This window comes from Listeria rocourtiae subsp. hofi (genome assembly GCF_963575615.1).
Taxonomy (GTDB): domain Bacteria; phylum Bacillota; class Bacilli; order Lactobacillales; family Listeriaceae; genus Listeria_A; species Listeria_A hofi.
Window position 1 is genome coordinate 77,779 of the sequence record NZ_CAUYTL010000002.1, and the last position, 20,157, is coordinate 97,935.

21 protein-coding genes and 2 other annotated features (1 of these 23 only partly in view) are annotated in these 20,157 nt (G+C 39.0%); all 21 genes read left to right on the plus strand.

Annotation, left to right across the window (positions count from 1 at the left end; all coding sequences use genetic code 11):
* Positions 1-68: a binding site (T-box leader), on the plus strand (it extends 153 nt beyond the left edge of the window).
* A 57-nt stretch (positions 69-125) separates the two neighbouring features.
* Positions 126-2,768, plus strand: coding sequence for a valine--tRNA ligase (locus R8925_RS01740; RefSeq protein WP_430534212.1), 2,643 nt, complete (start codon positions 126-128; stop codon positions 2,766-2,768).
* Between the two features lie 73 nt (positions 2,769-2,841).
* Positions 2,842-4,125, plus strand: a complete 1,284-nt coding sequence (locus R8925_RS01745) for a bifunctional folylpolyglutamate synthase/dihydrofolate synthase (protein WP_430534213.1) — start codon at positions 2,842-2,844, stop codon at positions 4,123-4,125.
* Positions 4,126-4,361: 236 nt separating this feature from the next.
* Positions 4,362-5,105 (plus strand): prepilin peptidase, encoded by a 744-nt coding sequence (locus R8925_RS01750; protein WP_430534214.1) that lies wholly within the window; start codon positions 4,362-4,364, stop codon positions 5,103-5,105.
* A gap of 15 nt (positions 5,106-5,120) precedes the next feature.
* Entirely contained in the window at positions 5,121-5,795 is a 675-nt protein-coding gene (gene radC / locus R8925_RS01755) for a RadC family protein (RefSeq protein WP_430534215.1), read from the plus strand.
* Positions 5,796-6,035: 240 nt separating this feature from the next.
* The gene (locus R8925_RS01760; RefSeq protein ID WP_430534216.1) at positions 6,036-7,049 is read left to right on the plus strand and encodes a rod shape-determining protein; all 1,014 of its coding nucleotides are present in this window, start codon (positions 6,036-6,038) and stop codon (positions 7,047-7,049) included.
* Positions 7,050-7,132: 83 nt separating this feature from the next.
* The gene (mreC, locus tag R8925_RS01765) at positions 7,133-7,996 is read left to right on the plus strand and encodes a rod shape-determining protein MreC (protein ID WP_430534217.1); all 864 of its coding nucleotides are present in this window, start codon (positions 7,133-7,135) and stop codon (positions 7,994-7,996) included.
* On the plus strand, positions 7,996-8,520 hold the full coding sequence (gene mreD / locus R8925_RS01770; protein WP_430534218.1) for a rod shape-determining protein MreD: 525 nt from the start codon (positions 7,996-7,998) through the stop codon (positions 8,518-8,520). Before mreC ends, mreD begins: the two co-directional genes overlap by 1 nt.
* A gap of 134 nt (positions 8,521-8,654) precedes the next feature.
* Entirely contained in the window at positions 8,655-9,332 is a 678-nt protein-coding gene (gene minC, locus R8925_RS01775) for a septum site-determining protein MinC (protein ID WP_430534219.1), read from the plus strand.
* Positions 9,333-9,334: 2 nt separating this feature from the next.
* On the plus strand, positions 9,335-10,135 hold the full coding sequence (gene minD / locus R8925_RS01780; RefSeq protein WP_430534220.1) for a septum site-determining protein MinD: 801 nt from the start codon (positions 9,335-9,337) through the stop codon (positions 10,133-10,135).
* Positions 10,136-10,224: 89 nt separating this feature from the next.
* Entirely contained in the window at positions 10,225-10,854 is a 630-nt protein-coding gene (locus R8925_RS01785) for a hypothetical protein (protein WP_430534221.1), read from the plus strand.
* Positions 10,851-12,206 carry a ribonuclease E/G gene (locus R8925_RS01790; protein WP_430534222.1) on the plus strand — a complete coding sequence of 452 codons (1,356 nt, stop codon included), beginning with the start codon at positions 10,851-10,853 and terminating at the stop codon, positions 12,204-12,206. The genes R8925_RS01785 and R8925_RS01790 overlap by 4 nt, the downstream gene beginning before the upstream one ends.
* A gap of 58 nt (positions 12,207-12,264) precedes the next feature.
* Positions 12,265-12,342, plus strand: a sequence feature (ribosomal protein L21 leader region).
* Between the two features lie 12 nt (positions 12,343-12,354).
* The gene (gene rplU, locus R8925_RS01795) at positions 12,355-12,663 is read left to right on the plus strand and encodes a 50S ribosomal protein L21 (RefSeq protein WP_036069332.1); all 309 of its coding nucleotides are present in this window, start codon (positions 12,355-12,357) and stop codon (positions 12,661-12,663) included.
* Between the two features lie 21 nt (positions 12,664-12,684).
* Positions 12,685-13,005, plus strand: a complete 321-nt coding sequence (locus R8925_RS01800; protein ID WP_430534223.1) for a ribosomal-processing cysteine protease Prp — start codon at positions 12,685-12,687, stop codon at positions 13,003-13,005.
* A gap of 14 nt (positions 13,006-13,019) precedes the next feature.
* Positions 13,020-13,310 (plus strand): 50S ribosomal protein L27, encoded by a 291-nt coding sequence (rpmA, locus tag R8925_RS01805; protein WP_036066768.1) that lies wholly within the window; start codon positions 13,020-13,022, stop codon positions 13,308-13,310.
* 409 nt (positions 13,311-13,719) lie between these two features.
* Positions 13,720-14,532, plus strand: coding sequence for an MIP/aquaporin family protein (locus R8925_RS01810; protein WP_430534224.1), 813 nt, complete (start codon positions 13,720-13,722; stop codon positions 14,530-14,532).
* 46 nt (positions 14,533-14,578) lie between these two features.
* Positions 14,579-16,072, plus strand: coding sequence for a glycerol kinase GlpK (glpK, locus tag R8925_RS01815; protein WP_036069328.1), 1,494 nt, complete (start codon positions 14,579-14,581; stop codon positions 16,070-16,072).
* A 337-nt stretch (positions 16,073-16,409) separates the two neighbouring features.
* A complete protein-coding gene (gene obgE / locus R8925_RS01820) occupies positions 16,410-17,699 on the plus strand; it encodes a GTPase ObgE (protein ID WP_430534225.1) in 1,290 nt (429 codons plus the stop codon).
* Between the two features lie 17 nt (positions 17,700-17,716).
* Complete coding sequence (gene pheA, locus R8925_RS01825) at positions 17,717-18,574, plus strand: prephenate dehydratase (RefSeq protein ID WP_430534226.1); 858 nt, start codon at positions 17,717-17,719, stop codon at positions 18,572-18,574.
* 126 nt (positions 18,575-18,700) lie between these two features.
* Positions 18,701-19,426, plus strand: a complete 726-nt coding sequence (locus tag R8925_RS01830; protein WP_430534227.1) for a YebC/PmpR family DNA-binding transcriptional regulator — start codon at positions 18,701-18,703, stop codon at positions 19,424-19,426.
* Positions 19,427-19,509: 83 nt separating this feature from the next.
* Positions 19,510-19,878, plus strand: coding sequence for a DUF4064 domain-containing protein (locus tag R8925_RS01835; RefSeq protein ID WP_430534228.1), 369 nt, complete (start codon positions 19,510-19,512; stop codon positions 19,876-19,878).
* A gap of 135 nt (positions 19,879-20,013) precedes the next feature.
* Positions 20,014-20,154: a hypothetical protein gene (locus R8925_RS01840; protein WP_159101171.1), complete on the plus strand. Its 141-nt coding sequence runs from the start codon at positions 20,014-20,016 to the stop codon at positions 20,152-20,154.
* Positions 20,155-20,157: the final 3 nt, after the last annotated feature.

Genomic DNA, 20,157 nt, shown 5'->3' on the forward strand with positions numbered 1-20,157 from the left:
GAATGAAGTGCCGTCTTTTCGTACGGTAAAAAGGTGGTACCGCGGAAAATACTCTTTTCGTCCTTTATGGATGAGAGGAGTTTTTTTTGTGCTAAAAAAGAATTTAAACTGTAGGAGGAAAAGCAATGACTGAATTAAATATGCCAACAAAGTATAACCCGCAAGACATTGAAAAAAACAGATACGACTGGTGGATTGAGCAAGAATTTTTTAAAGCAGATGGAAAAAATGACAAGCCAGCGTATTCAGTTGTCATTCCACCACCAAATGTAACGGGAAAGTTGCATTTAGGACACGCTTGGGATACTACGCTACAAGATATCTTAACTCGCATGAAGCGAATGCAAGGTTTTGACACGCTTTATTTACCAGGAATGGATCACGCAGGCATAGCTACTCAAGCTAAGGTAGAAGCTAAGCTACGTGAAAGTGATATCTCACGTTATGATTTAGGTCGTGAAAAATTCATTTCCAAAGCGTGGGATTGGAAAGAAGAGTATGCAGGTTTTATTAGAGAACAATGGAAAAAGATTGGTTTGGGGTTAGACTATTCCAGAGAACGTTTCACTCTTGACGAAGGCTTATCCGACGCTGTAAAGAAGGTATTTGTGTCGTTGTATGAAAAAAACCTGATTTATCGCGGACAGTACATTATCAATTGGGATCCAGTTGCTAAGACGGCATTATCAGATATTGAAGTTATTCATCAAGATGTAGAAGGCCAATTTTATCATTTGAAATATCCGCTAACAGATGGCTCAGGTTTTCTTGAGGTTGCGACGACAAGACCTGAAACGATTCCAGGAGATACAGCTGTTGCTGTTCACCCTAAGGATGAGCGTTATCAAGCGTTTATTGGAAAAACAATTACACTACCTATTATTGGAAGAGAAATCCCGATTGTTGCAGATGATTATGTGGAGCGTGAGTTCGGTTCAGGCGTTGTAAAAATCACACCTGCCCATGACCCTAATGATTTCGAAGTTGGTAATCGCCATGACTTACCGCGAGTTATTGTAATGAATGAAGATGCAACGATGAATGAAGCATCTGGCAAATATAATGGAATGGATCGTTTCGAAGCAAGAAAAGCGATTGTGGAAGATTTTAAAGAACTAGGTTTGTTCATAAAACAAGAGCCACACCTGCATTCTGTTGGTCATTCAGAGCGTACGGGAGCTGTTGTTGAACCATATTTATCAATGCAATGGTTTGTAAAAATGCAACCATTAGCGGAACAAGCTGTTAAATTACAGGAAAACCCTGATTCAAAGGTAAACTTCATCCCTGATCGCTTTGAGAAAACATACTTGTCATGGATGGAAAATATTCATGATTGGTGTATTTCTCGTCAATTATGGTGGGGACATAGAATCCCAGCATGGTATCACAATGAAACAGGCGAACTTTATGTCGGTGAAGAAGCACCTACGGATATCGAGAATTGGAGACAAGATGAAGATGTACTTGATACATGGTTTAGCTCTGCGTTATGGCCTTTTTCTACAATGGGATGGCCGAATGAGGAAAATATTGATTTTCAGAAGTTTTTCCCAACAAGCACGCTTGTAACAGGTTATGATATTATCTTTTTCTGGGTATCTCGAATGATTTTTCAATCAGTAGAATTTGTAGACACGAGACCGTTTAAAGATACCTTAATACATGGCTTAGTCAGAGATGCTGACGGCAAGAAAATGTCTAAATCACTTGGAAATGGTGTCGATCCAATAGAGGTAGTTGAGAAATACGGCGCTGATTCACTACGTTATACCCTATCTACTGGAACTGCACCAGGACAAGATTTAAAGTTTAGTTTTGAAAAAGTAGAGTCTACATGGAACTTTATTAATAAGATTTGGAATGCTTCACGTTTTGCATTGATGAACATGGAAGGTATGAAATATGAAGCCATCGATTTAGCTAATGTGACAGAAGTAAGTGATAAATGGATCTTAACTCGACTTAATGAGACAATTGAAACGGTAACAAATCTAGCTGAAAAATATGAATTTGGCGAAGTGGGTCGCACACTTTATAACTTCATTTGGGATGAATTTTGTGATTGGTATATTGAAATTGCCAAAATATCCTTATATGGAGATGACTTAAAAGCGAAGCATACTACAAAATCTGTTCTAGCTTATGTTTTAGATAATACGATGCGATTGCTACATCCATTTATGCCATTTGTAACTGAGGAAATTTGGCAAAACCTACCTCATGAAGGGACATCTATTACCATTGCTTCTTGGCCAAAAGTAAATAAAGAGCAAGTTGATAAGGATGCTTCGGATTCGATGAAGTTGCTAGTAGAAGTGATTCGAGCTGTTCGTAATATTCGAGCAGAGGTTAATACACCGCTAAGCAAACAAATCAAGCTACAATTAAAACCAAAAACAGATGAACATAAAGCTATCTTAGAGAGGAATATCTCTTATATTGAACGCTTCTGTAATCCTGAAATTACAACAATTTCTTTTGATATAGAACCATCAAAAACAGCGATGACAGCCGTTGTTTCTGGAGCTGAAATATATTTGCCACTAGAAGGTCTTATCAATATTGAGGAAGAAATTGCGCGTCTAGAAAAAGAATTATCGAAATGGAAAAAAGAAGTATCGCGAGTGCAAGGTAAATTATCTAATGAAAAATTCATGGCAAAAGCGCCCGAAAATATCATTGAAGAAGAGAGAGCAAAGGAAAAAGACTACATGGAGAAAAGACTATTGGTCGAAGAAAGAATTAACTCATTAAAAAACAACTAAATGAACTATTTCAGACCTTCTGTGCAACAAAGCAAGCGGAGGGTCTGATTTTTATTAAATAAGGAGGATACGTATGAGTTTTCATAACTATACTGATGCACTGCAATGGATTCATGGAACTTTGCGCATGGGAATAAAACCTGGTCTCATGAGGATGGAATGGATGTTGGCCAAACTAGATCACCCTGAAAACAAAAATAAATGGGTACATATTGCTGGAACAAATGGGAAGGGATCGACATTAACTTTCCTGCGTAATATTTTAGAACAATCTGGATACAGGGTTGGAACATTCACTTCACCATACATTGAAATATTTAATGAGCGGATTAGTGTCAATGGCATTCCGATTGTTGATGAAATGATTGTCAGGCTTTGCAATAGAATAAAACCTTTGGCCGATGAACTTGATAAAACAGAATTTGGGCATCCTTCTGAGTTTGAAATAATTACGGTAATGATGTTCCTATATTTTGCTGAATATGACAACATTGATATTGGACTTGTGGAAGTTGGCCTTGGCGGGAGGCTTGATTCAACTAATGTCATTACTCCTCTGATTTCTGTAGTGACCACTATAGGTATGGATCATATGGAATTTTTAGGCGATTCACTTCAAAGCATAGCCAAAGAAAAGGCGGGTATTTTTAAAAAGCACGTTCCGATTGTTAGTGGTGTGCTACAGCCCGAGATTCGTGCGATGTATAAGGAAAAATCTGTGTCTTACCAGTCGGATTTATATCAGTTGAGTACTAATTTCTTTGTGAAGAAACAAGCGGATGAAATGTTTAACTATCGAACGTCGAATCAAGAAATAAGAGATATAGAGGTTGGGTTGATAGGTGACCATCAGTTGGATAATGCTGCGGTTGCAATAAAAACATCAGAACTTTTGCAGGCAAGCGGATTTGCAATTACAGAAGATGCCGTAAAACAGGGAGTGAAGTTAGCTAAGTGGCCTGGACGTATGGAGCAGGTAAATAATTCACCATTAGTTTTTTTAGACGGTGCCCACAATCTGGAAGGAATGCAGGTGCTGGTGAATTCGGCTATAAAGTTCAGAGGATCTCCTGTAAAAATACTTTTTACAGCAATGAGAGATAAAGCTTTTGTAGAGATGATTGACTTATTAAAACGAATAGAAGATGTAGAGATTGTTCTAACTACTTTTGATTACCCCAGATCTCTAACCGTAGATGAAATAAATCAAATTGCAAATACGAATAACATTGCTTCTGTTGAAAATTGGGAAGATACATTAAAAAGCTGGATTAAAGGCGGGGGTGAGGAGATTATTCTTGTCACTGGTTCACTTTATTTTATTTCAGAGGTTAGAAAAAAATTATTAAAACACTAAACTTTGGAAAAAAGGCTCTGCTCGAAGGGGGCTTTTTTTGTTAGTTTAAATTTATTTATACTAAAAGTAAAATATATAGATAAGTATTTTGAGATACTTTTTTCTTGTAGTAATTTATTTTTCTCTAGGAGTAATTTACTTTTTAGAGGCTTTTTGTTATTAGAAAAAATTTTTTGACAATATGACAGTAAAATATTATCGTGCTACATTTATATCTAAGAAGTTGGAGGTGTATCATGATTTACATTATTTTATCTGTGTATAGCACAGTATTTGCATCTTTTTTACACGTAATAGGAGTAAATTACCCTCCTCGGAAGCCATTTTTACTCAGAGCTTCTTCAAGGTGTGATTATTGTGGTGAAAAATTGTCAGGAGCACACATGCTACCTGTTGTCTCATTTATTTTTCTTAAAGGTAGAACAAGTTGCTGTAATAAACCTATGAGTTGGAGTTACCTGGCTGTGGAAGTATTAGCACCATTATTTGTATGTATTTTGTATAAGCTATATAATTTCGAAGCTCCTTTTTATCTATACATGTTTATATTTTCATTGTTACTAATTCTGTTCGTAAGTGATATGCTTTATCTCCATATACCCAATTCAATACTGTCCCTATATCTTATTGTTTTCACCGTGTACTATGGATATACAGATGTTTCCACTCTTTTGCAACAAATGTATCAATTAATGGTTGGGGCAGTCGTATTTATAGGTCTTTACTTGTGCGTTAGAAAAGGATTTGGTTTCGGTGATATAAAATTATTAATATTACTTTGTTTTTTTCTAAGTTTGAAAGAGGTGATATTTATATTTATTGTTGCAGTATTCTCAGGAGCATTATCAATGAGTGCAGTATCTATTTTTAAAAGGGAAATAATGATAAATCGAATTCCTTTTGTTCCATTTATACTATTTGGTTTTCTATGTTGTCCAATAGCGAATGATTTTTTCTGGAATTTTTTTCTACGTCAATGAAAGGTGGAAACGCAAATGTTTATAAAAGAAATGTCTAACACTGAGAAGCCAAGAGAACGACTCCAAAAAAAAGGAGTATCAAGTCTATCTAATATTGAGTTGTTTGCAATCATTCTTGAAACTGGTAGTAGAAAGGAGTCGGTTGTAGACTTGGCTAATAGAGTAGTAGCGAAGTATTCTGAAATAGCAGATATGAGAGAAGTCACATTGCAAGAACTAACAGAAATTAATGGAATAGGCCTTGCAAAAGCTGCAAAAGTGTTAGCAGCAATTGAGATTAGCAAACGTCTAGATACGCAGAAGGTAAATCCTTGCCCTGTCATCCGAGGACCACAGGATGGAGCAGATTTAGTTATGCAAGAAATGAGCTTATTATCACAAGAGCACTTTCATTGTGTTTTTTTAAGTACGAGAAATAAATTAGTTCACCGAGAAACTATATTTATTGGTAGTTTGAATAGTAGTGTTGTTCACCCAAGAGAAATTTTCAAACAAGCGATGAAATATTCTTCTGCAAGTGTCATGTGTTTTCATAATCATCCATCAGGAGACGCGACCCCTTCAACACAAGATATTACTGTGACAAAACGGCTAAAAAAAGCGGGGGACTTGCTTGGAATTCCGCTAATAGACCATATCATTATTGGTAATAATACATTCACAAGTCTAAAGCAAGAGGGCTATTTTTAAAGAAAAGATAAATATTTCAAGTATCTCATTAAAAATTAATGTCTGTTCTTCTTAGTTATGTTATAATAAGATGGTTGTTTATGTGTATCTGTTTTTACATAAAACATCAAGGGATATCAGCATACCTGATTATTAAAAGACAATACTTTGGGGCTGGGAATTTAAGAACTATTTAAAGTTAATAGAGAGACAGCAATCATGAACAAAGTGATAATTAAGAAGAGAAAAGGAGATTAATAAATGTTTGGATTTGGAAATAAAGATATTGGAATCGACTTAGGGACTGCAAACACTTTAGTATACATGAAAGGTAAAAGTATTGTTTTAAGAGAGCCATCTGTTGTGGCAATGAAGAAAGATACGCAAGAAATTGTTGCAGTTGGTAGCGAAGCGAAGAATATGATTGGTAGAACACCGGGGAATATTGTGGCAATTCGACCAATGAAAGATGGTGTTATTGCTGATTATGATACAACAGCAGCGATGATGAAATACTACATTCAAAAAGCTAGTAAAGGTGCAAGTGCTAGTAAACCACGTGTTATGATTTGTGTTCCATCAGGCATCACTGGTGTTGAAAAACGTGCTGTTACTGATGCTACACGTCAAGCTGGTGCTAAAGAAGCATACACAATTGAAGAGCCATTTGCAGCTGCGATTGGTGCTGGTCTTCCTGTGTGGGATCCAACTGGTAGTATGGTTGTAGATATCGGCGGCGGCACTACAGAGGTTGCTGTTATTTCACTTGGTGGTATCGTGACTAGCCGTTCAGAGCGGACTGCAGGAGATGATATGGATGATGCCATTATTAATTTTATACGTAAAAAATATAATTTATTAATTGGCGATCGTACTGCCGAAACAATAAAAATGGAGATTGGCTCGGCTGATCCACTTAACTTAGGCCTAGAATCGTTTAGTATTCGCGGTCGTGATTTAGTGACTGGTCTACCAAAAACAATTGAAATCTCGCCGGAGGAAATAAGTGAAGCATTAGCAGATACAGTAGCTTCTATCATCGATGCTGTTAAGAGCACATTGGAGAACACTCCCCCTGAACTTTCCGCGGATATTATGGATAAAGGGATTGTTTTAACTGGTGGTGGCGCACTTCTTCGTAATTTAGATTCGGTGATTGCTGAGGAGACGAAAATGCCAGTTATTATTGCTGAAAATCCACTTGATTGTGTGGCAATTGGAACAGGAAAATCACTAGAAAATATGGATTTATACAAAAAGAAAAAAATGGGCTGATATAGCTTGGCGATTTTTAGTGGATTTGTGGAGCCTATTGCATAGTTGTAAAAGAAGAGGATTGACGAGACGAGGTGTTCATTATGCCACAGTTTTTCTTAAATAAACGTTTAATTATCTTGTTGATATCCATTATTGTTTTAGTGGCTTTGGTAGGATATTCACTGAGTGGAAAAAGTAAAGCTTCTTGGCCAGAGCAATTTGTGAAAGATGTTGCGGGGTTTGGAGAGAATATTGTCTCTAAACCAGTTGGCTTTGTTGCAAGTTTTTTTGATGGTGCAAAAGACTTAAAGAACACATATACAGAAAATGAGCACCTAAAAAAACGTTTAGAAGAATTGGCGCAACTTGAAAGTAAAGTATCAGATTTAACGAAAGAAAATGCAGCGTTAAAAAAATCACTGGATATTGAAGCTGATCTTAGTGATTATGAACCAATCAACGCTACGGTCATTTCTAGGAATCCCGATAACTGGAATACACAAGTTCAGATTGATAAGGGTTCTGTTGATGGCGTGAAACCTAATATGGCAGTCCGTACTCCTGAGGGGATGATTGGGAAAGTCACAAAGACTGGTGCGAAGTCTTCCACTGTGAAATTACTTAGTTCTACAGATGATAGAAACAGAATTTCTGCTATAGTACAAGGAAAATCATCGGCGTATGGAATTATTAATGGTTATGATACAGAGCAACGGTTATTAGAAATGAAGCAATTACCAGTAGATCAGAAGTTCACTAAAGGTGAGAAGGTAGTTACGTCTGGCTTAGGTGGAATTTTCCCATCAGATATTTTTATTGGAACAATTGAAAAAGTGGAAACTGATAAGATGGGATTATCTCAGACTGCGCTGGTGAAGCCGGGTGCTGACTTATACGATTTAAGTCATGTCATTGTATTGAAACGTACATTGGATGGTGATGATTCGGAAGGAACTGGGTCCTGATGAATATGAGAAAAGTAGTTGTAATGCCACTTATTGCAATCGCGATTTTTATTTTAGAAGGCGTATCTAGTATGTTGTTCAGCCAGTCGTTCTTTGGCGAGCAACGAGTTTTCATCCCGCACTTTCTTATAGTAATGCTCGTTTTGATGACGACATTTTATAACAGAAATGTTACATTAATATACGCATTTATACTTGGAATTGTATTTGACATTTATTATACGGGAATTTTAGGTATTTATTTTGCTATTTTCCCCTTAATTGTATATCTGACGGATAAATTTATGAAGGTCTTGCAAAGCAACATCATGTTAGTAGGTTTGGTTGCAGTATTTAATGTGATACTAACCGAGTGTCTAGTATACGGTTTCTACGTTCTTATTGGTGGAACTGATATGGTTTTTGCTACCTTTGTTGATCAACGTCTGTGGACTACGATTTTATTAAACCTGGCATTCTTTCTGGTTATATATTTCCCGTTTAGAAATTTCCTGTTTAAGCTAGAGAGAAATGGTGGGAGATAGGTTAGAATGGAAACCTATATCAATCTGTATGCTTTTTAATAAGCTTACAGATTGATATAGTTTTATTGCTATAAGGGGATATCTTTTGAATCTGGATGTATACTAAATTATAGGAGCTGTGAGGTGAAGGTAAGTTGAAAAAATATGTCCGAATAAAAGGGACGAAAGACGGTATTAGCATTTTTTTAAGCGATACAGCAAGCATTGTCGAACTGGAAGAAGGATTAACGCAACACCTTAAAGAACAGCAGAAAATAGTATCTCAGGACCAGAAGTTGGCTGTTCAAGTACATATAGGGAATCGCCTTTTTACAGAAGATGAAGAAAGAAGTATAATGGCTATTATTGAAGAAAATAGCGCCATGGAAGTTAGCGGATTTACTAGTAATGTGATGAGTAAGCAAGATGCGAAAAAATGGAAAGAGGAAGAACAGATTTTTTCACTCGCGACAGTCGTTCGCTCTGGTCAAATAATTAATGTTCCTGGCGATTTATTACTTGTTGGTGATGTTAATCCAGGTGGTTCTATCCGTGCGACAGGTAATATTTTTATTCTTGGAAATGTAAAGGGAATTATTCATGCAGGTTTTGAGGGCAATTCTAAGGCAGTGGTAACTGGAAAGTTTCAGTATCCATCGCAAATTAGAATTGCTAGTGAGATTTATGGATTTGACAGTGAAGAGAACAAAGACCGAGTGGAAGAGAATATTCTTACCGCGTATATTGATGATAAAGGTAAGCTGGCGATTGATAGCTTGCATATTTTAAGAAAAATTAGACCAGAAATTTCTAATTTTCAAGGAGGACAATAATCATGGGTGAGGCTATAGTTATAACTTCGGGCAAAGGCGGCGTTGGTAAGACGACTACGACAGCTAACCTTGGGACAGCACTTGCATTGCAAGGAAAGAAAGTGTGCTTAGTCGATATGGATATCGGACTTCGAAATCTAGATGTTGTTTTAGGATTGGAAAATCGGATTATTTATGATCTTGTAGATGTAGTGGAAGGGCGCTGCAAATTACACCAAGCAGTCATTAAAGATAAGCGATTTGAAGATTTGCTATTTCTGTTACCAGCAGCACAAACCACAGATAAAAGTGCGGTAACCGGTCAACAAATGAAAGAGCTGGTTGCTCAGATGAAACCAGATTATGATTTTATTCTTATTGATTGTCCAGCGGGGATTGAACAAGGGTATAAGAATGCTGTTGCAGGTGCAGATCGAGCGCTAGTGGTAACGACACCAGAGATATCAGCGGTTCGTGATGCAGATAGAATCATTGGTTTGCTGGAGCAAGAAGATATTGAAGCTCCTAAATTGATTATTAATCGTATCAGAACACAGATGATGCGAAATGGTGATGTGATGGATATTGATGAGATTACCACGCATTTGTCTATTGAGTTAATTGGGATTATCATAGACGATGATGAGGTTATTCGCTCTTCTAATAGTGGTGAACCTGTGTCGATGCAGGCAAGTAATAAGGCGAGTATTGGATATCGGAATATTGCACGTAGATTATTGGGTGAGTCTATTCCGTTGATGTCCATTGATGAACAAAAACAAGGCTTTTTTAGTCGATTAAAGACTTTATTTGGAAATAATTGATGAGGCAGTAAATAAAAGTTGGATTTATTAATGAAGGTGCTAACGTATCTCACTTAATAACCAGCTTTTTTTCTACAGGAGGAAATTTTATGGATAGACGGAAGACTACGAATGTGAATTATATTATGGAAAAGTATAGTGATAGTAATCCGCTACCGGCTGAAAAACAAGAGAAAAAGGCAAGTTTTGAAATTATTAGCCATGTATTTGCTTATGCTGAATCGCTATCAGAGGATGAGATAAGAGCTGTTGTAGCAACCGCCAATTACATGTTTCTAACGCCGGTGGACAGGCAACAGTTCATAGAGACTTTGGCAACTTCCTATCGTGTTAAGAAAAGTGAAATATTAGCTTGGGAGAAAGCAATTAGTACTTCGATGGAAGAACCTTTGTTAAGTAGTAAGCAACTGCCATTTGATGAGTCAGAGGTCCTCACATACACCCGATTAGCAATGGTGAGCTATGAGACTAAAATTGCTACCGAAATACAGGCTTTATTACAAAACTTTTTTGCAACGTTTCCAAATACATTCAAAAGAAATATCAATTATAGATCAATTGTTGGTGCCGCAGAATATGCAATTATTGTAAATAAATATGTAGAGTTAAAGAATTTTGATCAACAGACGCTAGCAGACAAATATGATGTATCTAGGACATCCATAGCAGTATGGTATCGGAACATAAAAAAATATTGCGCCTGGGAGGCATGGCATTGAAAATTATTATAAACGCTGTGGGCAAAGAAAAAAGAATCGCCTTTTTGGAGGAGAAGTTGTTGGTGGGATTAGATATTATTAGACCATCTGCTGAGCCACAAGTTTCGGATATCTATTTAGGCACAATTACGAAAATAAATAGGAAAATTAATGCTGCATTTGTGAATATTGGTACCAAGGAAAATGCTTTTATTCATCTTCAAGATATTCCAGATAGTTACCAAATACATGAGGGGCTAAAATTGATGGTTCAGGTGAAACGAGAAGGAAATGCCACAAAAGCCCCGCTGCTGACTGGAGTGATTGAAATATCTTCTGGATCAGTTGTATATAGCTATGGACGAGCTTTCTTAGCCATCTCTAAAAAGATAAAAGAAGGTGATAAGGCCCGACTGCAACAGTATATATCACCATTGTTACTAGATAATGAGGGAATAATTCTGCGTTCAGTTGCGGCCGATACAAAGGTTGATCAGATTAAAGAGGATATTTTGAAATCTAGGCGTGAAATGGAAGCAATCAAAGCACGAGCTAAGGGGAAAAATCGTAAAATTCATGAAGTAACGGTCAGTATTCCTTCGATATTGCGAAACAAGCCTTTTGTAGATGCAGGTACAGAAATTATTTGCGACGATGTAAGGCTTTATCAAGAATTAGGAGAAACTTTTTCTAGCGTAGTCCATTTTCGTGGAAAAGGAGGAGTTTTCTCGGAGTATAATTTAGAGGTTGCTGTTAATCGATTGTTTCGTCCAACGGTTTTTTTAAAGAATGGTGCTTCTATTGTGGTTGAAAAAACAGAAGCTATGTGGGTAATTGATGTTAATTCTGCCAATTACAAATCGAAAAAAAGCATGAATGAGGTGGCGTTTGAAATCAATTCATCTGTGATTGAAGAAATTGGTCGCCAAATGAAGTTGCGAAATATGAGCGGTTTCATTTTAATTGATTTTATCGGGGGCATGAACCGAGCGCATCTGGATAAGTTGCGAGAACAAATGCTGGAAGTAGCGAAGAAGGATGTGACGACTGTTCGGGTAGAAGGACTTTCAGAGAATGGTTTGATGCAGTTGACGCGACGCAAACGGCAGAAATCGCTTCTTGAGGAGATGCAATGTGCTTGTCCAACATGTGATGGGAGCGGATATGTTTCTTCTGCTCAGACTCTTATTTATCAAATGGAACGGGAACTTAGGGGCGTTTTTGCCAGTGACCCGTCTTATGTTGCTGTGACTGTAACAATGGATGTGATGGATGCCTTTTTGGATGAAATTACGTTTGATGGTGATATCGATTGGATGATTACGGATGAAGTACGCCCGTTTTATCGAATTTCACAAGTCGAACATGAATAATAGTTATTGACATAGTCTTTCTATCTATGGTATCATTCTAATGTTATGTTTGTAGCGCACCATGCTACAACCGCTCAGAATAGGGCTAAGTATTGTTTTTGACAATCCCCTCATGATGGCGAGTCTAAGTATATGAGGAGGTGCAAGTATGTACGCAATTATTGAAACAGGTGGAAAACAAGTTAAAGTTGAAGCAGGCCAAGAAATCTATGTTGAGAAATTAGCAGGTGAAGTTGGTGATGTGGTGACATTTGACAAAGTTATTTTTGTTGGTGGTGACGCTGTTAAAGTTGGAGCTCCATTCGTGGACGGTGCAACAGTTACAGCAAAAGTTGAAAAACAAGGTCGCGCTAAGAAATTGACTGTTTTCAAATATAAGCCTAAAAAGAACTATCACAAAAAACAAGGTCATCGTCAACCTTATACGAAATTAACGATTGATGCAATCAACGCTTAATTTGTAAAGGGGATGATACGTATGATTCATGTAGATTTTATTCGGCATGAGGAGCGGGTCGTTGCTTTTGAGATGGATGGACATGCTAATTTCGCCGAACAAGGTGCAGATTTGGTATGTGCAGGGGCTACATCGATTGCTTTTGGCATGGTAAATGCGATTAGTGAAAGAATGGGAGTCGAACCTGTAATGGAAGAAGATGATGGTTATCTTTATTATTCCGTTCCTGAGGACATAGAAGCTGATGATGCTGTTCAAATATTGCTGGAAGGCATGGAACATCAATTGATATCTTTAGCGTATAGCTATCCTGATTATATTACGATTAACTCCAAAAAGTAGGAGGTGGAATTTTCATGTTAAAATTTGATATTCAACATTTTGCCCATAAAAAAGGCGGTGGTTCTACATCCAATGGACGTGACTCCGAGTCGAAACGCTTAGGTGCTAAACGCGCTGATGGCCAATTCGTGACTGGTGGGTCTATCCTTTACCGTCAACGTGGAACAAAAATTTATCCTGGAACTAACGTTGGGCGCGGTGGCGATGATACTCTTTTCGCTAAAGCAGACGGCATTGTACGTTTTGAGCGTATGGGTCGCGACAAGAAAAAAGTTAGTGTTTATCCAGTAGCACAAGAAGCATAAGATTTTTTAAGAGCTCCCTTTTTTGAGGGAGTTTTTTATTTGTAGCTATTGATATAAAGAGTAAACTTAGTTGTTAAAACGATATTTTTACTATCTTTTTGAAAAACTATGTTTATGTCTCCAACTTCTTAGGGTATAGTCTATAAACAAGTGCAATACAACACAAACAATCTTACGGGGCGAATGTGTTGACAGCGTTTTCTTGATATGGTTTAATGGCTTTAAGTTAATATTTTGTCAGGAGAAGAGATGACAATCAAAACGTCTATAAGTCTGCTTTTATGCGGTGCTTAGTTTTGGTTGTCATTCTTTTTTTGAAATAAATGCAGATAGGTTTGCGGGCGATAAGTGACAAGGGGCGTGTTATGTTGCGGTGTCTAGACTAAAAAATCAAAAGGAGTGGGAATAAATGGATACAAATATTGGGACACAGTTTTTAGGAGAGTTATTGGGTACAATGATCCTCGTCTTATTTGGCGGAGGCGTAGTTGCTGGCGTTTCATTGAAAGGATCAAAGGCTGAGGCTGGTGGTTGGGTTGTCATCACTTTAGCGTGGGGATTAGCGGTTACAATGGGTGTCTATGTGTCTGGTTACATGAGTTTGGCGCATTTGAATCCAGCGGTTACAGTTGCAATGGCTCTAGCAGGTAAATTTCCTTGGGCAGATGTTATTCCATACATATCTGCGCAATTTATTGGTGCGTTTATTGGTGCAACGCTTGTTTGGCTTCATTATTATCCACATTGGGCAAAAACAGAGGATAAACCTACAAAATTAGGAGTGTTCTCTACGGCACCAGCAATACGTCATTATACATCAAATTTTTTCGGTGAGGCGTTAGGGACGTTCATTTTGATTTTTGGATTGCTTTCGATTGGTGCTAATAGTTTCTCTGATGGCTTGAATCCGCTAGTTGTTGGTGGGCTTATCGTGGTGATTGGGATGTCGCTTGGTGGAACAACGGGGTATGCGATTAATCCAGCCCGTGATCTTGGACCTCGGATTGCACATTTTGTTTGGCCTATTGCTGGAAAAGGTGATTCTGATTGGAAGTATTCCTGGGTTCCTGTGTTAGGTCCGGTTGTTGGTGGCGCGCTCGGTGGACTTGGTTATAATGCGATTGTTAATGACGACTTTGGGATTTGGCTATGGGTATTTGTAGCAGTTTTCCTTGTTATTTTACTTTTCACTATGCAACTTGATAAAAAGCAAAAAGCGTGACAAAATTAGAAAAAATGACATACTTATTTTGAAGGGGGAATTTTAGATGGAGAAAAAATATATTTTAGCATTAGATCAAGGTACTACGAGTTCAAGAGCGATGATAGTGGATGAGACGGGCGAAATTATCGGTGTGGAGCAGAAAGAATTTGAGCAGATATTTCCAAAGCCAGGTTGGGTGGAGCATAATGCAAACGAAATTTGGGCATCGATTTTAGCAGTTATCGCGGGTGTGTTATTGAAAACAAATATTTCATCGAAGGAAATCGCTGGTATCGGGATTACTAATCAGCGTGAAACGACGGTTGTTTGGGATAAGGAAACAGGAAATCCGGTTTATAATGCGATTGTTTGGCAGTCTCGTCAAACGGCAGATATTTGTAATCAACTAAAAGAGGACGGTTACAATGATATCGTTCGCGACAAAACAGGATTGTTGATTGATGCTTATTTTGCAGGGACGAAAGCTCGTTGGATTTTGGACCATGTGGATGGTGCGCAGGAGCGCGCGGAGAATGGTGAGCTATTATTCGGAACGATTGATACGTGGTTGGTTTGGAAATTAACTGGCGGGAATGCGCATGTGACGGATTATTCGAATGCTTCGCGGACTTTGCTGTATAATATTTATGATTTGCAGTGGGACGATGAGTTGCTTAAGATGTTGAACATTCCAAAAGCTATGCTCCCAGAAGTTCGTCAATCTTCGGAAGTTTATGGCACGACTGTACCTTATCACTTCTTTGGTGAAGAGGTTCCTGTTGCAGGAATTGCTGGTGACCAACAGGCGGCATTATTTGGACAAGGTTGCTTTGAAAAAGGCGAGGCTAAAAATACGTATGGTACGGGTTGCTTCTTGTTAATGAACACGGGTGACAAAGCAGTTAAATCGGATACTGGTTTGTTGACAACGCTTGCGTGGGGGCTTGATGGAAAAGTAGAATATGCATTAGAAGGTAGTATTTTCGTTGCGGGTTCGGCCATTCAATGGCTACGTGATGGCATGCGAATGTTGCGTCATTCAGGCGATTCGGAAAATTACGCATCGCGAATTGAGTCATCTGACGGTGTTTATGTAGTGCCTGCATTCGTTGGTTTGGGTGCGCCATATTGGGATTCTGACGTTCGTGGTGCGGTGTTTGGTTTGACCCGTGGAACAGAAAAAGAGCAATTCATCCGCGCGACATTGGAATCATTGGCGTACCAAACAAAAGACGTGCTAGATGCGATGGAAAAAGATTCTGGCATTGAGTTGAAAGTACTGCACGTGGATGGCGGAGCTTGTGCTAATGATTTCTTGATGCAATTCCAAGCAGATATTTTGGATGTACCAGTGGAGCGTCCAGAAAATCGCGAAACAACTGTGCTTGGTGCCGCGTTCTTGGCAGGACTCGCTGTAGGCGTTTGGAAAGACAAGACTGAGATTAAAAAACATTGGAAGCTAGATAAGGAATTTGAAGTGAAGATGAAAGAAGAAGAGCGTACTACATTATACGGCGGTTGGAAGAAAGCTGTGAAAGCAGCACAAGCGTTTAAATAAGAAAAGCTGAAACGGCCCGTTAGACCCGAAAAAATTTGTTAGGGGGCGCAGATAAATCCCGTTCTTGGATTTTTCGGAGGCCACGAAAATTTCGAGGCGCTTCGCATGATGCAGTACATCGATTATATGCTCACTGCGTTCACAGGTTCTAAATTGGCAGGATGCTTCATATAGAACCTCAATAAAACTGAAAAAGAGTCTAAACCTTAGAACTGGTTTAGACTCTTTTTAGCATTTGAAAATCCCGCCAATGCAAAATTTTTTCGAAAAAGGATGACTATACAAGTAAAGTTAGTTATAATGAACAGATGATATAAAATTGGACGGGAGAATGATTATGTTTATAGATCAGGTTAAGATATATGTAAGAGCCGGTGATGGTGGCGATGGAATGGTTGCATTTCGTCGGGAAAAGTTTGTTCCAAATGGTGGACCAGCTGGTGGTGACGGTGGTAATGGTGGCGATGTTGTTTTTGAAGTAGACGAGGGCTTACGTACGTTGATTGACTTTCGTTACCAGCGCCGTTTTAAAGCGGAGCGTGGTGAGCATGGCATGAGCAAAAGTATGCACGGACGCGGCGCGGATGATTTAATTATTAAAGTTCCACAAGGAACGGTCGTATCGGATATTGACACTGGTGAGGTTATCGCGGATTTAGTTGCACACGGTCAACAAGCTGTTATTGCAAAAGCTGGGCGTGGCGGACGTGGGAATAAACGTTTTGCGACTTCGGCTAACCCGGCGCCGGAGTTATCAGAAAATGGTGAGCCAGGGCAAGAGCGGTCGATTCAGTTGGAATTGAAAGTGTTGGCAGATGTTGGTTTAGTCGGCTTCCCAAGTGTGGGCAAATCGACGTTGTTATCTGTCGTTTCTGCCGCTCGTCCGAAAATAGCGGCATATCATTTTACAACGATTGTGCCGAATTTAGGAATGGTGGATACCGGTGATGGTCGTAGTTTTGTTATGGCAGATTTACCTGGTTTGATTGAGGGGGCTAGCCAAGGCGTTGGACTCGGTCATCAGTTCTTGCGTCACATTGAGCGAACGCGTGTTATTGTTCACGTGATTGATATGTCAGCTTCTGAAGGTCGTGATCCGTACGAGGATTATTTGGCGATTAATAGCGAATTAGAACAGTATAATTTGCGTTTGATGGAGCGGCCACAAATCATTGTTGCGAATAAGATGGATGTGGAAGGCGCTGATGAACAGTTAGAAATTTTTAAAGGAAAATTGAAAGAAGAGGTTCCAATCTTCCCGATTTCTGCGGTGACAAAATCTGGTTTGAATCCATTATTGCTTACAATTGCAGATAAACTGGAAACAACAGCAGAATTTCCACTTGATGAATTGCTTGAGAAGGAAGAAGAGGAAACAGTCCTTTATAAATATCAAGCGGAGGCGCCTGATTTTGAAATTACGCGTGATCCAGATGGGGTTTATGTGCTAAGTGGTGAGAAGCTAGAACGGTTATTTGCCATGACGAATTTTGAGCGCGATGCTTCGATTCAACGATTCTCTCGTCAGCTACGTGCGATGGGTGTCGATGATGCGCTTCGTAAACGTGGTGCGAAAGACGGCGATACGGTTCGTCTGTTCGACTTCGAATTTGAATTCATCGATTAATAAAGGGAGGCATTTTTATGAAGGTTGGTTATTTGGGGCCGGTTGCGACGTTTACGCATTCTGCTGCGGTCAGTGCTTTCCCTAATGGAGAGGCAGTCGCGTATGCAACGATTCCGGACTGTATCATGGCGATTGAAAAGGGACAAGTGGATGTAGCAGTTGTTCCGATTGAAAATACGCTCGAGGGAACGGTTAATATTACGCTAGATTATTTATTCCATATTTCGAGCGTGCCAATTGTAGCGGAGATTGTCGTTCCGATTGCGCAACATCTCATGGTCCACCCAAATAATAAAGAAACCTGGCATTCTGTGCAAAAAGTGATGTCACATCCTCAAGCGATTGCGCAATGCCATACCTTTTTACAAACCGAATTGTACGGAGTGGAGCGCGAGACGACCCCTTCTACGGCTTATGCGGCGGAATGGGTGAGCAAGCATCCAGATGAACTTGTAGCTGCTATCGCGCCTTACATGGCTGCTAATCAATATGGGCTTACAATTGTTCAGGAAAATGCGCAAGATATCGAGTTGAATCAAACGCGATTCGTTGTTTTAAGTCGAAATCCAGTGAGTATTGCTTTGCCGGATCGTGAAGAAGAGAAAACTTCGGTCAGCGTTATTCTACCAAATAATATGCCGGGAGCGCTTCATAAAGTGTTGGCAACATTCGCTTGGCGCAACATTGATATGAGTAAAATTGAATCCCGACCGTTAAAAACATCGCTTGGTGAGTATTTCTTCTTAATTGATTTACTTTCTGATGGTGAGGCGAAACTAGTCCAAAATGCGTTGGAGGAAATTGCTTTACTTGGTGGAAAGACGCGGACATTGGGAACATACCATGTATACAGGCTACCTGTAAAAGTAAAATAAAAATTAGAATCACGTCAGACTTGAAGAATGGGCTTGGCGTGATTTTTGTGTATATCGTTTTCATTGAAGTTTCGTGCGAACTAGGCTAGACTTTTAAGTAATATGTTTAAGGGAGTGTAATGGTGCATGGCAGGACATTCAAAGTGGAAAAATATTCAGGGACGAAAAAATGCACAAGATTCCAAACGAGCCAAAGTTTTTCAGAAGCTGGCAAAGGAAATTTTTGTGGCGGCGAAGGGTGGTACAGATGTAGGTACGAATGCGTCGTTGCGGCTTGTGGTTGATAAGGCTAAGGCTGTGAATATGCCGAATGATAACATTAAACGGGCGATTGATAAAGCAGCAGGGAATACAAGTGGCGAGCATTATGATGAGATTACTTATGAGGGCTATGGACCCGGTGGCATTGCAGTGCTGGTACATGTGTTAACGGATAACCGGAATCGTACCTGGGCGAATGTGCGTGTGGCGTTTAATAAGAATGGTGGTAGCCTTGGTGAGACGGGAAGTGTTGCCTATATGTTTGATCGCAAAGGGTATATTGTAATCGAGCGTGAAGGTTTGGAGGTAGATGAAGACACGTTTATGCTGGAGGCAATAGAGGCTGGTGCGGATGACGTGATTGTCAGTGACGAAGCTTTTGAGATTTATACGGAATCTGCGGCTTTTACTGGTGTCAAAGATGCGCTCAGTGTCGCGGGCTATGAGTTTGTGACGGCTGAGTTGTCGATGATTCCTCAAGTAGTGAATGAGTTGCCGGATGATAAAAAAGAGCAGTTTGAGCGAATGATTGATGCGCTAGAGGACGATGATGATGTACAGGAAGTTTACACGAATGCAGATGGATTTTGAGTGGCTTTACAGAGTTAGAATATTAGTGTAACCTTATTTTAGAGGTATAACGTTTTAAATTTGTAAATAAGAAGGAGAACTTAATGAATAGAACAGCAGAATTTGTGTTAGGACTAATCGGTGGAATTACTGGTGTGATTGCGTCGATTACAACAGTTATATTTGGATTTTTTATGGTTGGGATTGCGGCTATTGTGCCAGAAGACACTTTCCAAGGACTTTTCAGTGTTGGTATGATGGCAGTTGGTGTGCTCGTGTTTTTCATATCTGTATTTGCGATTGTTGCAGCGTGTTTGATTAAAGCTAACCCTAAACTTTGGGGTATTATGTTAATTATTATTGGTGGCGTGGGCTTTATACTCATTCAATTGCTGTGGATTGTTCCAGGCGTGTTACTACTAATTTCAGGTATTATGTGCGTATCGCGTAAATCACCATATGAAGATTTTTAATTGGATGACTTGCTTACTTGGTAGGCAAGTTTTTTTGTGTCAAAATTGTAAGCTAGATGTCATCTGAATCGCAGGAAAATCCTTTATTTTGTTGGTAGAATAGTTTTATAAATTAGATGAATGGAGCGAGTGAAGATGAAAAAATTAGTTGTTACGGGTGCGGTATTGGGATCATTATTATTAGGTTTGAGTGGTTATTTCGTGTATCAATTGCAGGATGTGGTTATTGGAGCGGGCGCAACGCAAGTGGATATGTTGCAAGCTGTGCAAAAATAGTGG

Bases quoted from the DNA above. Each gene is read 5' to 3' on its own strand.
- radC (WP_430534215.1), top strand. From the start codon at position 5,121: ATGTTTATAAAAGAAATGTCTAACACTGAGAAGCCAAGAGAACGACTC.
- R8925_RS01835 (WP_430534228.1), top strand. From the start codon at position 19,510: ATGAATAGAACAGCAGAATTTGTGTTAGGACTAATCGGTGGAATTACT.
- mreC (WP_430534217.1), top strand. From the start codon at position 7,133: ATGCCACAGTTTTTCTTAAATAAACGTTTAATTATCTTGTTGATATCC.
- R8925_RS01740 (WP_430534212.1), top strand. From the start codon at position 126: ATGACTGAATTAAATATGCCAACAAAGTATAACCCGCAAGACATTGAA.
- rpmA (WP_036066768.1), top strand. From the start codon at position 13,020: ATGTTAAAATTTGATATTCAACATTTTGCCCATAAAAAAGGCGGTGGT.
- minD (WP_430534220.1), top strand. From the start codon at position 9,335: ATGGGTGAGGCTATAGTTATAACTTCGGGCAAAGGCGGCGTTGGTAAG.
- mreD (WP_430534218.1), top strand. From the start codon at position 7,996: ATGAATATGAGAAAAGTAGTTGTAATGCCACTTATTGCAATCGCGATT.
- R8925_RS01745 (WP_430534213.1), top strand. From the start codon at position 2,842: ATGAGTTTTCATAACTATACTGATGCACTGCAATGGATTCATGGAACT.
- R8925_RS01810 (WP_430534224.1), top strand. From the start codon at position 13,720: ATGGATACAAATATTGGGACACAGTTTTTAGGAGAGTTATTGGGTACA.
- R8925_RS01830 (WP_430534227.1), top strand. From the start codon at position 18,701: ATGGCAGGACATTCAAAGTGGAAAAATATTCAGGGACGAAAAAATGCA.
- glpK (WP_036069328.1), top strand. From the start codon at position 14,579: ATGGAGAAAAAATATATTTTAGCATTAGATCAAGGTACTACGAGTTCA.
- pheA (WP_430534226.1), top strand. From the start codon at position 17,717: ATGAAGGTTGGTTATTTGGGGCCGGTTGCGACGTTTACGCATTCTGCT.
- R8925_RS01840 (WP_159101171.1), top strand. From the start codon at position 20,014: ATGAAAAAATTAGTTGTTACGGGTGCGGTATTGGGATCATTATTATTA.
- obgE (WP_430534225.1), top strand. From the start codon at position 16,410: ATGTTTATAGATCAGGTTAAGATATATGTAAGAGCCGGTGATGGTGGC.
- R8925_RS01785 (WP_430534221.1), top strand. From the start codon at position 10,225: ATGGATAGACGGAAGACTACGAATGTGAATTATATTATGGAAAAGTAT.
- R8925_RS01800 (WP_430534223.1), top strand. From the start codon at position 12,685: ATGATTCATGTAGATTTTATTCGGCATGAGGAGCGGGTCGTTGCTTTT.
- R8925_RS01760 (WP_430534216.1), top strand. From the start codon at position 6,036: ATGTTTGGATTTGGAAATAAAGATATTGGAATCGACTTAGGGACTGCA.
- rplU (WP_036069332.1), top strand. From the start codon at position 12,355: ATGTACGCAATTATTGAAACAGGTGGAAAACAAGTTAAAGTTGAAGCA.
- R8925_RS01750 (WP_430534214.1), top strand. From the start codon at position 4,362: ATGATTTACATTATTTTATCTGTGTATAGCACAGTATTTGCATCTTTT.